At 61.9% G+C, this 13,397-nt stretch carries 18 protein-coding genes and 1 pseudogene; 11 read left to right on the plus strand and 8 right to left on the minus strand.

Annotated features, from left to right (window positions below; all coding sequences use genetic code 11):
- Positions 1–26 precede the first annotated feature (26 nt).
- Positions 27–1,289 carry a CaiB/BaiF CoA transferase family protein gene (locus ACVIYL_RS25005; protein WP_253609938.1) on the plus strand — a complete coding sequence of 421 codons (1,263 nt, stop codon included), beginning with the start codon at positions 27–29 and terminating at the stop codon, positions 1,287–1,289.
- A 248-nt stretch (positions 1,290–1,537) separates the two neighbouring features.
- Here the strand turns inward: ACVIYL_RS25005 and ACVIYL_RS25010 are convergent, their stop codons facing one another.
- Positions 1,538–1,723: a hypothetical protein gene (locus ACVIYL_RS25010; RefSeq protein WP_016847356.1), complete on the minus strand. Its 186-nt coding sequence runs from the start codon at positions 1,721–1,723 to the stop codon at positions 1,538–1,540.
- Between the two features lie 25 nt (positions 1,724–1,748).
- Between ACVIYL_RS25010 and ACVIYL_RS25015 the strand changes: the two genes are divergently transcribed.
- Complete coding sequence (locus tag ACVIYL_RS25015; RefSeq protein ID WP_168856031.1) at positions 1,749–1,931, plus strand: hypothetical protein; 183 nt, start codon at positions 1,749–1,751, stop codon at positions 1,929–1,931.
- A 25-nt stretch (positions 1,932–1,956) separates the two neighbouring features.
- Here ACVIYL_RS25015 and ACVIYL_RS25020 read toward each other — a convergent pair whose 3' ends face one another.
- From ACVIYL_RS25020 to ACVIYL_RS25035, 4 genes are read right to left on the minus strand one after another with little or no spacing between them, the layout of a single operon-like run.
- Positions 1,957–2,277, minus strand: coding sequence for a cupin domain-containing protein (locus tag ACVIYL_RS25020; RefSeq protein WP_253589728.1), 321 nt, complete (start codon positions 2,275–2,277; stop codon positions 1,957–1,959).
- Positions 2,274–3,014, minus strand: coding sequence for a YqcI/YcgG family protein (locus ACVIYL_RS25025; RefSeq protein ID WP_253607726.1), 741 nt, complete (start codon positions 3,012–3,014; stop codon positions 2,274–2,276). Before ACVIYL_RS25025 ends, ACVIYL_RS25020 begins: the two co-directional genes overlap by 4 nt.
- A 40-nt stretch (positions 3,015–3,054) precedes the next feature.
- The gene (locus tag ACVIYL_RS25030; protein WP_225645893.1) at positions 3,055–4,347 is read right to left on the minus strand and encodes an MFS transporter; all 1,293 of its coding nucleotides are present in this window, start codon (positions 4,345–4,347) and stop codon (positions 3,055–3,057) included.
- A complete protein-coding gene (locus ACVIYL_RS25035) occupies positions 4,347–5,081 on the minus strand; it encodes a hypothetical protein (RefSeq protein WP_456780114.1) in 735 nt (244 codons plus the stop codon). Before ACVIYL_RS25035 ends, ACVIYL_RS25030 begins: the two co-directional genes overlap by 1 nt.
- A 42-nt stretch (positions 5,082–5,123) precedes the next feature.
- On the opposite strand from ACVIYL_RS25035, the gene ACVIYL_RS25040 reads away from it, so the two are divergent.
- The 3 genes from ACVIYL_RS25040 (at position 5,124) to ACVIYL_RS25050 (ending at position 7,789) form a co-directional block, all read left to right on the plus strand.
- On the plus strand, positions 5,124–6,143 hold the full coding sequence (locus ACVIYL_RS25040; RefSeq protein ID WP_225645890.1) for a GlxA family transcriptional regulator: 1,020 nt from the start codon (positions 5,124–5,126) through the stop codon (positions 6,141–6,143).
- Positions 6,144–6,308: 165 nt separating this feature from the next.
- A complete protein-coding gene (locus ACVIYL_RS25045) occupies positions 6,309–7,442 on the plus strand; it encodes an alpha-hydroxy acid oxidase (protein ID WP_253607728.1) in 1,134 nt (377 codons plus the stop codon).
- A 143-nt stretch (positions 7,443–7,585) separates the two neighbouring features.
- Entirely contained in the window at positions 7,586–7,789 is a 204-nt protein-coding gene (locus ACVIYL_RS25050) for a hypothetical protein (RefSeq protein ID WP_253607729.1), read from the plus strand.
- A 13-nt stretch (positions 7,790–7,802) separates the two neighbouring features.
- Here ACVIYL_RS25050 and ACVIYL_RS25055 read toward each other — a convergent pair whose 3' ends face one another.
- Complete coding sequence (locus ACVIYL_RS25055; RefSeq protein WP_018272817.1) at positions 7,803–7,988, minus strand: hypothetical protein; 186 nt, start codon at positions 7,986–7,988, stop codon at positions 7,803–7,805.
- Between the two features lie 210 nt (positions 7,989–8,198).
- On the opposite strand from ACVIYL_RS25055, the gene ACVIYL_RS25060 reads away from it, so the two are divergent.
- Positions 8,199–8,552, plus strand: coding sequence for a phasin (locus tag ACVIYL_RS25060; RefSeq protein WP_016847366.1), 354 nt, complete (start codon positions 8,199–8,201; stop codon positions 8,550–8,552).
- A 27-nt stretch (positions 8,553–8,579) separates the two neighbouring features.
- Here the strand turns inward: ACVIYL_RS25060 and ACVIYL_RS25065 are convergent, their stop codons facing one another.
- Positions 8,580–8,840, minus strand: a complete 261-nt coding sequence (locus tag ACVIYL_RS25065; RefSeq protein WP_050383887.1) for a hypothetical protein — start codon at positions 8,838–8,840, stop codon at positions 8,580–8,582.
- A gap of 199 nt (positions 8,841–9,039) precedes the next feature.
- On the opposite strand from ACVIYL_RS25065, the gene ACVIYL_RS25070 reads away from it, so the two are divergent.
- Positions 9,040–9,342: a hypothetical protein gene (locus ACVIYL_RS25070; protein WP_057020638.1), complete on the plus strand. Its 303-nt coding sequence runs from the start codon at positions 9,040–9,042 to the stop codon at positions 9,340–9,342.
- Positions 9,343–9,442: 100 nt separating this feature from the next.
- Here ACVIYL_RS25070 and ACVIYL_RS25075 read toward each other — a convergent pair whose 3' ends face one another.
- Positions 9,443–9,628 (minus strand): hypothetical protein, encoded by a 186-nt coding sequence (locus ACVIYL_RS25075; RefSeq protein WP_092082963.1) that lies wholly within the window; start codon positions 9,626–9,628, stop codon positions 9,443–9,445.
- An 838-nt stretch (positions 9,629–10,466) separates the two neighbouring features.
- On the opposite strand from ACVIYL_RS25075, the pseudogene ACVIYL_RS25080 reads away from it, so the two are divergent.
- From ACVIYL_RS25080 to ACVIYL_RS25095, 4 genes and pseudogenes are all read left to right on the plus strand, one after another.
- Positions 10,467–10,562: pseudogene (locus tag ACVIYL_RS25080) on the plus strand (GNAT family N-acetyltransferase); the annotation flags it as partial.
- A gap of 408 nt (positions 10,563–10,970) precedes the next feature.
- The gene (locus ACVIYL_RS25085; protein WP_375167139.1) at positions 10,971–12,146 is read left to right on the plus strand and encodes an acyl-CoA dehydrogenase family protein; all 1,176 of its coding nucleotides are present in this window, start codon (positions 10,971–10,973) and stop codon (positions 12,144–12,146) included.
- Positions 12,147–12,156: 10 nt separating this feature from the next.
- Complete coding sequence (locus tag ACVIYL_RS25090) at positions 12,157–12,711, plus strand: flavin reductase family protein (RefSeq protein WP_076834073.1); 555 nt, start codon at positions 12,157–12,159, stop codon at positions 12,709–12,711.
- Positions 12,708–13,394 (plus strand): TetR/AcrR family transcriptional regulator, encoded by a 687-nt coding sequence (locus ACVIYL_RS25095; protein WP_018272811.1) that lies wholly within the window; start codon positions 12,708–12,710, stop codon positions 13,392–13,394. Before ACVIYL_RS25090 ends, ACVIYL_RS25095 begins: the two co-directional genes overlap by 4 nt.
- Positions 13,395–13,397 lie beyond the last annotated feature (3 nt).

Below are 13,397 nucleotides of genomic sequence, written 5' to 3' on the forward strand. Positions count from 1 at the left end.
CCTGATAAAATAAGAGGAAGCGTCAGATCATGACCAGACCAGAATTGCCGGGGCGCACGCCGCGCGGGGAGGGAGTTCCGACGGCGCTCGACGGCCTGCTGGTCGTCGACTTCACCCGCGTCGTGGCCGGTCCGGCCTGCACGCAAACGCTGGCCGACTTCGGGGCCGAAGTCATCAAGATCGAGAATCCGGACGGCGGTGATGACACGCGCGCCTATGAGCACGCCGAAATCGGCGGGGAGAGCGCGGCGTATCTGAGCCTCAACCGCAACAAGCGCGGCATTGCGCTCGATTTCAACAATCCGGCGGCGCTCGAGGTCGCGCGCGCGTTGATCGCCAAGGCCGACGTCGTGGTCGAGAATTTCTCCGGCGGCGTGATGAAGAAATTCGGTCTCGATTATGCGTCGGTGGCGCCGACCAACCCGCGGCTGATTTATTGCTCGATCTCCGCCTACGGCCGCAAAGGCGATTTCGCGCTGCGCCCGGGCTTCGACCCGATCACGCAGGCCGAAAGCGGCTTCATGTCGCTCAACGGCTTTCCGGATGGCGAGCCGGTGCGCACCGGGCCGCCGATCGTCGACATGGCGACGGGCATGTCGGCCTGCAACGCCATTTTGCTGGCGCTGATTGCGCGCGATCGGCTCGGTCGTGGTCAGCAGGTCGAGGTCGCATTGATCGACACCGCGGTGTCTATGACCGGCTTCTACGGCATGGCCTATCTCATCAATGGCAACAATCCCGGCCGTTTCGGCAACTCTCCGAACGGTTCGCCGACCGTCGGCGTCTACCGGGCCTCCGATGGTCCGCTCTACATGGCCTGCGCCAATGACCGGCTGTATCGCCGGCTCGTCACCGACGTGCTGGATCGCCCGGATCTCATCACCGATCCCGAGTTTGCTCACCGCAAGGCGCGCACGGCTAACAAGGAGAAGCTGCGCGCGATCATTGCCAGCGTGTTTGCGGGCGACACGCTCGAGAACTGGATGGCGAAGATGAAGAAGGCCAACATTCCGGTTGGCTATCTGCGGACGGTCGAGGAGGGGTTCAACGCGCCCGAGGTGCGCGACCGGCATCGCCTGAGCAGGATTGCGCATCCAACCGCCGGCTTGGTTCCGAACATCGAGTCGCCGGTCAATATGAGCCTGACGCCGTCCGTTGATCCTGTTGCTGCCCCGCTGCTCGGTCAGCATACCAAGGACGTGTTGAGCAAGACGCTCGGCTACGACGATCGGCGCATCGCCGCGCTGGCCGAGGCCGGCGCGTTCGGCAAGGCAGGCAACACCGGCTAGGGCCTTTTCCGTTCCGATGGAATCGGAATGGGGCTCTGGCTTCTAGTTTGACGCGTTTCCTTGACACGAACCGGTATCCGCTTCGCTCGAAAACGCTCCAGCGTGCTCAGCCTGCACAAAAGATCAACTATTCGCAAAACAACCTGACAGCAGGCGAGAGGAAAGCCTCTCGCCTGGCGAGATGTCTTTCAGGCGTCGCAGGCCCCGGCGCGTCGCCGGCGGCCTTGAAGCTGGTCCGTTTCGGGAACTCAGTTCGGCTTGCTGCGCAAGTTGTTCCTTGGCATACTTTCAACTTCTTCGGGTTCCGCCCGATCAATCTCGAGGCGTGCCATCCGGAGGATGAGGGTTGCCGTGGTCAGGCCGAGGCGTTCGGCCTCTTGTGCTGCGGTGTCGACCTTCTGGGCCAAGCCTTCACGTTTACCTGGGTATGCCATTCGTAATCCTCACTTAAGGTGCGAGATGAAAAATCCCACATACGTTGCGGAGCTGCAGAAGAAGCTCGGAGCTCCATCGAGCGAAACACTGGAAAGCCTGCGACTGTTGAAGGCTTTCCTTCGACTTGCGCCCGACCAGCGTTCCGAGGTCATCGAGCTGATCGAACGTTTGGCGGTTGAGCCGCCGCGCGATCCCTCACTGTCCTGAGGTGCTCGCAAATCTTTCCTGTGCGTCAGCTGTTCATTGGCTTGGCGGGCGCTTGCGTCGCGATCACGTAGATCGCGCCGCCCTCGAGCGCTTCGGATTGGTGACGGGTGCCGGCTGGCAGCAGGATGGTGTCGCCGGCGCCGACCACCCGCTCGCCGCCATCCCAGATGAAGTTCAGCCGGCCGCTGACGATCATCAGGATCTCGTCGACCGGATGGGTATGGAACTGATGCACCTTGCCGGCCGCATCATGCTGCAGCTCGACCGAGCCCTGGGCCGGGAGCAGGTTCAGGATCTCCGGGGCGATGGCAAATTCAGTCTTCGTGCCTGCGATGATCTGGGTCATGCTGCCTGCTCCTTGTTCGCGATCGGTTGAGCCTTGTTCTGCGCGAGCTTGGCGAAGGGGCAGCCCGAGCTCGCATGGTTGTCGTCGTGCAGGAAGTACTGCAGATACTCGCGGCCGTCGGTTGCGCCGTAGCGGCCAAGAAGCGGAGAGGGGCTTGCGCTGTCGTACGGGATCAGGCGCTTGCGCACCTCCGCGAACGCGGCGTTCGCGGCCTTCTCCGTCCCGAGGATCTTGTCGAACACCCAGCGCGGCTGGAACGTGAGCATGAAGGCGCTGGACCGGCGGCTCTGCCGCATCACATGCGCGGGCGTCGTGCAGACCACGAAGATCGGCTCGCCCGCAAACGAGAACTCCCACATCGGATGGTCGATCTGTTCCGGAATCTCTGATGGCCACGGGTTCTTGTCCAGCCGCGCGAGCTGATCGAGCGTCAGCCACATCTTGCGATAATAGGCATCGAGCGTCTGCACCGGGCGGGGCCGCGTGAACACGATCAACGAGGTGTTGGGACCGAACGAGCGCGCCTGCGAGACATATTGCCCGAGTTGCTCGCCCAGCACCGCCACGTCATATGGATCGAGGAAAAGGTAGCGGAGCTGATCCTGGCGATGTCCGGTCACGCCGAACACGCAAGGGAACGGCCTTGCCTCGCTGCTCATCTGCGCTTCAAACTCGGAGAACATCACGCTCTGCCAGCTGCTGACCGGAAAGTTTGACGTGACTTCGCCTTTTCTCAAGAACAAGCGCTCCATAACACCCCCTACACTCATAACGACACTAACGAGCTATCAACTTGCTTCTCATCAAGAGCGGTCCGGCAATGCCCGGCAGCGACATGAGAAGCAGAATGACAATCAAGGCGCTGTAGCCGCCGTCGCCGATCGCGGCCGTGTTGTGTACGGCGTCGGTCCCCGAGGCGTTGCTGGCGGCGAGCATCGCGAAGCCGATGATGGGCTGCGAGATGCCGGCGAAGATTCCGGCGGCTGTGGTGTTCACGGATGCGCCCACACCGATCAGATCGGCGGTGTAGAGCTTCTTGACGCATTTCAGCACCAGCGGGACGGTGCCGCCAGCGACGAGCCCCAAGGCAGTGAACACGACGGTGACGTAGGCGAGACCAAATGTCTGGGCGATCGGCGGCAGCAGCATCGCGATCAGCAGCATGCGCAGCACGCAAATGCCGATCAGCGCGCGCTCAAGCGCCGCCGCGGCGCGATCGGCGGCGTGACCCAGGAAGATCGAGCCGAGCGCATTGCCGATCATGAAGGCGAGCAGGGGCGTGCCGGCCGCCGTCGGGGAGATGTGGAAGAAGTGCGCGACCATCGGAATGCCCCAGACGCCCGACAGCGTCGTCACCACCGCGAAGTGCGACGCAAACGTCATTGCGCAACCCCAGTTCGCGACATGAGCCAGCGATTGCCGCGCGGCGATCACCACGCCCTTCAGCGTCTTGTTGCTGTGCGAGGCCGGATCTGGCTTGAGCGCGAGCTTGGCGAAAGCCAGGTTGGCCAACCCAATGCAGGCGATGAACAGGAAGCAGGCCCGCCAGCCGAACCCTGAGACCGCAGCTGCAAGCGGCGTGGTCGCGATCACGCCCCCGACATAGCCGGAGACCTGCGAGATGCCCGACATCATGCCGAACCGCTCATCCGCGAAGCTCTGTGCCACGAGCTTCAGGAGTGCGGTGAAGACCAGCGCATCGCCGCAGGCGACGATCAGGCGCGCAACAAAAACGTCGAGCAGGTTCGGTGCTAGCGCGAACGCGGCGCTGCCGAGCGAGGAGGCGATCATGCTGACGAGAACGACGCGCTTGACGCCGTAACGGTCGACCAGAAGGCCTGCCGGAATCTGCATCAAGGTGTAGCCCCAGAAGTAGCTTGAGGCGAGCATCGCAACGCCGGCCGCGTCGGTGTTGAAGTCGTGCATGAAGCTGAGGCTGACCGACTGCGGCGATACGCGCTGCAGGAAGGCGATGGCGTAGGCGATGGCCACCGCCGTCCACGCGAGATAGGCGCGATCGGTGAAGCGCGACGTCGGGGCATAAACAGCTTGTTGTCCGAGCATCGACATCACACCCTCGCGTAACCCACCGAGAAAAGGGCATCCGCTGAATTCGGAATCTTCCGCGATATCGCGGCATCGACCAGCGACGCGGTGCCATGATAGGCCTGCCGATGGTGCTTAATGTGGCCGTAAGCGCCACGCATGATCATGTCGGGCAGTTCGAGCGGCTTGCCCGGATAGAGCGAGGTGCACATCTCGATACAGGCCGCCTGCAGGGCGAGATCCTGCGTATCGTCGAGCAAAGATGGAGTCACTTTTTCGCAAATCTTAGCGTTCGCTGCCCAGACGATCGGGTTGCGGGTTCGCCAGCCGTAGAGCACGTTGCCCTCGGCTCTCGCGGCGGCGCCGGAGCATTTCAGGACTTCCGATGTGAAGAAGCCGTAGAAGCCGCGGCCCTGGTGCGCCGGGAGCACTTCCGTGCCGCTGCGATAGATTCCAAGTCCGGCCGACATCTCCAGGATGCGGTAGACCGAGAAGGCAATGAGGCCGGACCGATCGTAGACAAGGATCAGGCTATACTTCTTGTCGAAGGGCGAGGAGGTTGTTGTCCAGTGCGGCTCGGTGGCCTGCCAGTTGACGGCAATGATGCCGTTCATGGCGTCCATCAGCGGCTGACGGTCGCACGCTTCGACCCGGGAGGCATCGGGTAGACTGTAGATCGCGTAATCCGTCCAAGGCGATTTGATCGCCTCGTATCCGCTGCCCAGACTTCGCGGCATGGCAGAACTCCAGAATTCCAATGCGAGCTATACAGGGCAGCCTCGAATGGCTTAAAGGACAATATGCCCTCGAAAACTGCCAAAGCGCCCCGGCCTGAGCCGCGCGACAAGAAAGCGACGCGGCGGATCGCGATCGTTGCCTTTCCGGGTGTGACCTTGCTCGACATCTCGGGACCGGCGCAGGTGTTTGCAGAACTGGAAGCGATCGAGCTGCCGGGACCGGACTACTCGCTGTCCTACCTGTCGACCTCCGGCGGGTTGGTGCCAACCGATGTCGGCATGATGATCGACACGACGCCGATCGACAGTATTGCGCCGGCCGAGGTCGACACGCTGGTGATCCCCGGCGGGCCCGGTATCTGGAAGATTCGCAACGACGCGAAGTTGATGAACTGGATCGCGGAGGCGCTGCCGAAGGCGCGCCGTATCGCGTCGGTTTGCCTTGGCGCATTTGCGTTGGCCTGGACCGGGATTCTGGACGGCAAGCGGGCAGCAACGCACTGGCGTTATTGTCCCCGTCTGCAGGATAGCTTTCCCAATATCCGGGTTGAGCCCAACGCGATTTTCGTCAAGGACGGACGGGTCTGGTCATCGGCCGGGGTCAGCGCCGGCATCGATCTGGCGCTCGCCATGATCGAGGAGGATTTCGGCCACACCATCGCGCTCGATGTTGCGCGCAGACTTGTGGTGTTTCTGAAACGGCCGGGCGGTCAGAGCCAGTTCTCCACCGTCCTTGCCGCACAGGCATCGGACGTCGAGGGACGCTTCAGCGCGCTGCACGCCTGGATCATCGAGAACATCACGAGCGACCTCAAGGTCGAGACCCTCGCGGAAAAGGCGGGGATGACGCCACGCACCTTCGCCCGGACCTATGTCAGCCGCACCGGCATGACACCGGCAAGCGGCGTCGAGGCGCTGCGCGTGGAGACGGCCCGCTTGCTGCTCGAAAGCCGCCAGATCGGCGGTGTGGTCGAGGTCGCCAAGCGCGCGGGATTTGGCGATGACGAGCGAATGCGGCGGGCCTTTCTGCGCCACCTCGGCGTATCGCCGACCGAGTACCGAAACCGGTTTTCGGGCAGCTAGCTCGCCTCGGGCGAGGTCGTCTGGATACGAACCGCGTCGCGTCGAGAACCGATCTATCTCACGAGCGAATAGCTGGCCTTCGCTGGCCGGATTCGTGGCTCAAGGTGGTAGCTTTTCCGGTTTGTCTGCGGCTAATGTGCCGGCCAAATCGGGAGAAGAAACACCATGAATGACGGGACCCCCATTCGGCAGACGCGCAATGTCGAACTCGGCGCCAGCGGCGAGGAATTCCAGAACCTGCACGAATTCGCGCGAAAGGCCCGCGCCAAGCTGAATCAGAACGCCTGGGACTACATCGTCGGCGCCTCGGAGACCGAGACCACGATGCGCCGCAACAGAATGGCGCTCGACGAGATCGCGTTCCGGCCGCGCGTCCTGCGCAACGTCATCAACGTCGATCCTTCCATCGAGGTATTCGGACGCAAGCTCCGGCTTCCCGTGATGATCGCCCCGGTCGGCGCGCTCGAGATCTTCGATCCGAATGCGGGCGCGGCCGTCGCGCGTGGAGCGGGAACGTTCGGCGCGGCGCACATGCTGAGTTCGGTTTCCGAGCCCGGGCTGGAGGACACCGCCAGGGCGGCACCGGATGCGCTTCGCATCTTCCAGCTCTATGTGCGCGGCGACGATGCCTTTGTCGAGGATGTGGTCAGCCGCACCATCGACAACGGTTACGCCGCGTTCTGCCTCACGGTCGACACCGCCCACTACAGCCGGCGCGAGCGCGACATAGCCAAGCGCTATGTCCGCGAGAGCCGCATCCGCGCCACCGGCGGCGATTTCCAGAAGGGGCTGGAATGGCGGACGGTGAAGCTGATCAAGGACAAGTTCAAGATTCCACTTATCCTCAAGGGGATCGCCACCGCCGAAGACGCCAAGATCGCCCTCGACCACGGGGTCGACTGGATTTACGTCTCAAATCATGGCGGCCGACAGCTCGACCATGGCCGTGGGTCCATGCATGTCCTGCCCGAGATCGTTCAGGCGGTCGCGGGCCGTGCCAAGATCATGGTCGACGGCTCGTTCTGCCGCGGCACCGATATTGTGAAGGCTATCATTTCGGGCGCTGATCTTGTCGGCATCGGCCGCCTGCAGTGCTGGGCGCTTGCCGCGGCCGGCGAGGCCGGCATTGTCCGGATGCTTGAACTGCTGGAGGACGAGGTGATCCGCTGCCTCGGTCTGCTCGGCGTCACCAGCTTTGCCGAACTGGACAAATCCTACCTGCATCCGGCGATGCCGACCAATCTGCCGAGCGTGTTCAGCGCATTCCCGCTTCTCGATATCGATCCCTACCGCTACTGAGCCGCTGCGAGCAATCTATGAAGCGTTGGCGTGGTCGAGGCATTGTGCGCCTCGATCGCGCCAGCGGCGATCAATCTGTGGTGTCCATGAAGCCGCCGCGGCAACGACAAAGTCTGATCCAAATGCCGCACTAGTCGAGGCGGATGGCAAATAATCCATTCGCGGAATTTTCACTCGAGCGCGCGATCGGCTTGCGCTGGACCTTGCGGGATATTCAGGCCGGCAGGCTCAAATTGTCACCGGTCAGCGACGAGGATCTGCACATCCTCGCTGAGCTCGGTCTCGTCGAACTGCATGACGACGAGCCCGGGCTGACGGAGACGGGAGCCGCCGTGGTGAGGGACTGAATAGGCGCGCAGCCTAGCGCGCGTTCAGGAAGCTTTCACCGGAATTGCAAGGCGTGCACTGATAGGTCAGCACGTCGTAGACTTGGTCGCGAGGCTCGATCAAGGCAAGCCGCATTTGCGTGCCGCACTTCATGCACGGCATCTCTATGCTGGTCTTGAACCGGGTGCAGGTCGGTGTCGGACGAACGGCGCGCAGCATCGGATCCCCTTATTCCCCAGAGACGCGAACGCGGCCGACGAAGAAGCCGAATCACTATGCCACAGTGCTGACATAATTGGAATCGGCTGTCGGTCGTGGCTAGGTAATTTTTCCTCAATTGGCCGGAGCGAGTCATTGCTCGCGATCCGGCGCTGACGCCGTCACAATCTATGCTAACCTCGCCAGACGCTTATTTCAGGGGGCGCGATCATGATTGAGCCTAAGCTTGAAGTTCCCGCCGAGTTGCGCGATCTCGCGGAAAAGACCATCGACCAGGCCGAACAGGCCTTCAGTCTGTTCTTTGATGCTGCGAGCAAGTCGATGACGTCGATGCCGGGCGCCGGTACCGAGATCTCCAAACAAGCGCTGTCGTTCACCGAGCAGAACATGAAGGCGGCGTTCGAGCATGCGCGCAAGCTCGTGCACGCAACGGATCTGCAGGAGGCGATGCGGATCCAGTCGGAATTCCTGCGCAGCCAGTTCACCAATGCCGGCGAACACATGCGGCAGATCAGCGGTAGCGTGATGTCGGCGACCAAGGACGCGACGAAGGGCAAGTTCTAGGACGGCGTTCGCGGCCCCATCGACGGTTTAGCGCCGGCGCGCGACGGCGACGCCGAGCAGAAACGCGACGAACAGGCTTGCGAGCGGCGCTTCGCGCGTGACCGCACTCACGGTGGCCAGGGCTCCGCCCGGTCGGCGCGAGGTCGCGATGGCATCGCTGAGGCGATCGGCGGCGGCTCGGAGTCCATCCGACACCTCCGTGATCGTACGCGAGACGTCCGTCGCGGTGTCGATCGCTCGTTCACCGAGTGTGGGTTGAAGCGGGAACTCGGGTGTTTCGGAGCTCATGTGCCGTGCCGCGATTTATTGAAAGTCAGGTGACCAACGCCTTTGCCATCCGCACGTATTGAACGGCGATGGCGGTCACATATCCCAGAAATTCCGCAGCGGCGGATTGGTTCCACCGACATGCCTCGCTTTCACATCGGGGAACCGGAAACTTACGCGCGGGTCGCGGCTTGTTTCCGTGGAGGAGACGATGATGACAATGCAGGCGCATGGCATTGCAGATGGCGGTTCGGTCAAGCATCGAAATCGGCATGGTGGCACGCCGCTGTTGGTCGCGGCCGTGGTTGCGATCCTCGGCGTGCTCGGCATGCTGATCGTGGATCACGGTCCGTGGAACAAGCCGAACGTGCAGCCGGCCGCTTCGGCTAACTACTCAACGACCGGCGAGGCGGCGCGCGCGGCTGGCGCAAAGGTCATACCGACCGAGCCCAAGGCACCGATCGAGCCTGATCCACCCGGCCCAAAGCCCGCTCATCCGGCAAACCCGAGCACGCCGCAATAGCTGCGGGCGTTCGTGGGATCACATCCCGACGCAGGGCGCGGGAATTGACACGTCGGGCAAATCAGCGGCACAAAATCATCGTCGGAATGTCGCGGGATGATCAGCGAATGCTGACCAGCATGCCCCACGCTGCTGCAAATCCTGCACCAACGAGAACCAGCACCGGGCTGTCGCAGAACATGCCGCCATACTGGCACATGGTGGCACCGAGAGAGCCGATCTGATGATGGCCCGCGGCGTAGAACAGGCCGGACAGGACCGCGAGCACGGCAGCAACGAAATACATCGACGCTTCCTCCTTGCAATCAAATGCGGCGCGGGTCAGTTCGACCGACGCAGGCCAAAAACTGCATTGATGTCGATCCAAATATTGTGAGATGTCCGCTTGACGCGTCGGGCACACATCATCGCAGCAAGCATAGGCGCTTGGCACCGGCCTGCGCTGCGATTCCGGATCAATGCCCAAACTTTCGCTCAAGGCGGTTTCTCACCATCGAAGCCGACGCATCGCATTTTACCGATCGCATTCAGCCCGAAATAGGTTTGACACGTCGGGCAACTCAGGGTCATAATCCGAAAATCAGAAATTGTTGAGCCCGCGCGGAGCAATCCGCGGCGGGCTTTTCCTTTGCCGTTTCACCAATCGGACGGCGACCGCACCGTCACGACGCCATATCCTCCCAGCCCGTCGCCTGAGTGTCGCAAGCGCGCCGCCGTCCGGCCCCCTTGAAAAGAGAACGAATTGGCTGGTGCGCGCGAACGCGCCGGTCCTGCGGCGCGGCGAAAGCCGGCGCCGCCCGCGGCCCCACTCGTCAGGGCTAAGGTTCGCGCCCCAAAGATCGCCGCCCGCTGCGCGATCTGCCGCACATTCATGCCATGGCCGCATCGCGCGCTGACGGCCGATCAACGAGGTTTGCATGACCGCCTATCTGATATCGCTCGCGCTCGCGGATCTGGTTGCCATCGCGTTGTGGGAGCTTGCATGAGCCCCGAGATCATCCAGTTCATTCAGCGCCCGCATTCCAAACGCGAGCAGACGGACGTTCCCACGGTCGCATTTTCGTGCGGTGTTGCCTGATCCTGATCCGGATTGCGACACGGCTCCGAGCGAGTACATCTTCTTGGCCAATGATTTTATCCGGCGAGGATATCGGCTCTTCGAACCTGTCTCGCCCTGGGCATGGCAGCACACGCTGTATTGGAGGAAGGAGCTCGTCTAGATCCTGCGACGTGGCTTCGGGTTGTCGCGAACAATTCGATGACGTTGAGCGCCCGGTGGCTTCGGCGATCGGGGTTTTTTGCGTTTCTGGCCATGGGTAACATCCTTTGGCAAGCCGCGGTCGTAGCCGGCATCGAATTTTGGGCGTGGGGATGCTAGAATGGGCCTCTGCAGTGCGAACGAAGCATCGCTGGAAGCGTTTCCTTAAATGGGCGCCCGGCGGCAGTCGTGGATCCTGAGCGCTGAATTCGCGGAATGCAGGCTTGCGCGCCTTGATCTCTGGTGATCGATCGATAAACTGAGTTGACGGCTCGATCGCGCGCGCAAATGTCTTGGAGATCGAACGAAGGAAGAGACCATGGTTGAGGTTGGCCGCGGGCTCGACACGAAGGTACAGCCAGGCCCGGATATGGATCGTTATTCGGTCATGGTCGCACGCGCCAGGGCGCTTGTTCCGGCATTGCGCGAACGGGCATCGCGGACCGAAGAGCTGCGCAGATTGCCGCCGGAGACCGAGCGGGATTTGCTTGACAGCGGCCTTTTCCGGATCCTGCAGCCCAAGCGCGTCGGAGGCAGCGAGCTCGACTATGTTGCCCTGGTCGACTGCGCCGATGCCCTCGGGCAGGGAGACGCCTCGGTCTCCTGGAATTTTGCCAACCTTGCAAGTCACCACTGGATGCTGGGTATGTTCGCGCCCGAAGCGCAGAGCGCGGTGTGGGGAGAGGATCCGGATGCGCTGATCGCGTCTTCCTTTGTCTTCCCGGCAGGTCGTGCGAGGAAGGCAAGTGGCGGATATGTTCTGAGTGGTCATTGGCCGTTTTCGTCCGGGGTGGAATCCTGCGGATGGAACATGCTCGCGAGCGTGGTCGCCTCGGATGATGAGGCCGATGGTGTCGAGTATCGGCTATTCCTGTTGAACAGGCGGGACTACAGCATCGACGACACTTGGAATGCGGCTGGCTTGCGCGGAACGGGATCGAACGACGTGCGGGTCACCGACGCATTCGTTCCCGAGCATATGACCGTTGCCGTCAGCGATCTTGCGGGAGGTGCGACGCCGGGCAGTATCGTCAATCCGAATGCGCTCTACATGCTTCCGGTCTTTTCGTTGTTTCCCTATGTGTTGTCCGGGGTTGGTTTGGGAAATGCGCAGGCTTGCCTTGATGACTATGTCGAGATCGCGCGACACCGCGCTTCGACATATAACCGGGCCAAGATTGGGGACCTGCAAAGCACACAGATCAAGATCGCCGAGGCGTCGGCGAAGATCGATGCCGCGCGGCTAATCATGCGCACGAGCTGCGTTGAGGCACTTGCGGAGGTCCGGCGTGGCGATATCCCGGGCATTGCAGCGAAGACGAAGCTTCGGCGCGACGGTGCGTTCGCGGTCAATTTGTGCACCGAGGCGGTGTCTCTTCTATTTGCGGCGGGCGGCGCACGCAGCCTGTTTACCTCCGGAGCGTTGCAGCGCCAATTCCGCGACGCGCACGCGGTGAATTCGCATCTCGCGTTCAATTTTGACGCGGCGGGCACCAATTACGGGCGGGTGGCTCTGGGGCTGCCGTCTGAAAACCTGACGCTTTGAGGTAAGCCGGATGTCCGACTCGCCCAAACATCCGCTGGATCCCGCCAGTGAGCTCGCAAGCGATAGTTCGGCGATCGATCCCCGTGATTTCCGCAATGCGCTCGGTACGTTCGCAACAGGTGTGACGATAGTCACCGCGATGGCGGCTGAAGGACGGCCCTATGGAATTACTTGTAATTCCTTTGCATCGGTGTCGCTCAATCCGCCACTTGTGTTGTGGAGCCTGGGCATGTTTTCGCAGGGACTGCCGATCTTCCAGAATGCCAGCCATTTTACGGTCAACGTTCTAGACGCGTCGCAACAGGCGCTGGCGGTGCAGTTTGCCAGATCGTCGGGTGACAAGTTCGCGGGTGTGAGCTGGACGCCGGGCCTCGGGAATGCTCCCGTGCTTGCCGATGTGGTCGCGAATTTCCAGTGCCGTGCCGCCAACCGCTACTATGGCGGGGATCACGTCATTTTCCTGGGCGCGGTGGAAGCCTACGCCTATAACCGGAACAATCCGCTGGTGTTCGCGCGCGGAGGTTTTGGCGGGTTTTTGGCTGAGGGTGGTGACAAGACATCATGAATCGAAAGACGCCCGTCAAGCGCGTTCGTGCCAAGCAGAGGCGACTATCAGCCGTCGATCGTCGCAGTGAATTCGTTACCAAGGCAACCGAGCTATTTGCGGAGGAGGGATTTGGCGGCGGCACGCGCGCCCTTGCTCACAAGCTCGGCGTAACGCAGCCGCTGCTTTACCGCTACTTTCCGAGCAAGGACGATCTCATCAAGGAGGTCTACCGCAAGGTATATCTCGAACCGCTTGAAATCGGCTGGGAGAAGTTGCTCTCGGATCGGTCACGTCCGCTCCGCGTGCGGCTTCAGGAATTTTACGAGATCTATACCGACGCGATTTTCAACCGAAGATGGCTCCGGATCTATCTCTACTCCGGCCTGAAGGGCCTCGATATCAATCGGTGGTATGTTGGCATGGTCAAGGACAAGATCCTGACACGCATTCTCCGGGAATGCCGCCACGACGCCGGCCTCGCGACGCAAGGCAGGCCCAGCGCCGCAGAACTCGAGCTGGCCTGGGTGTTTCACGGCGGCATCTTCTATTATGGCGTACGCAAGTACATCTACGAAGCGCCTGTCCTCGAGGACAAGGCGCAAATGATCAGTGACGCGCTGGATATCTTCCTCGCGGGATTTGAGAGGATGGCGGAGAGCGCGACCGATCGTCGACGGGCGCCGATCAAGGTCGTCGGCTGACCC

The sequence above is a fragment of the Bradyrhizobium sp. USDA 3315 genome (genome assembly GCF_054056795.1).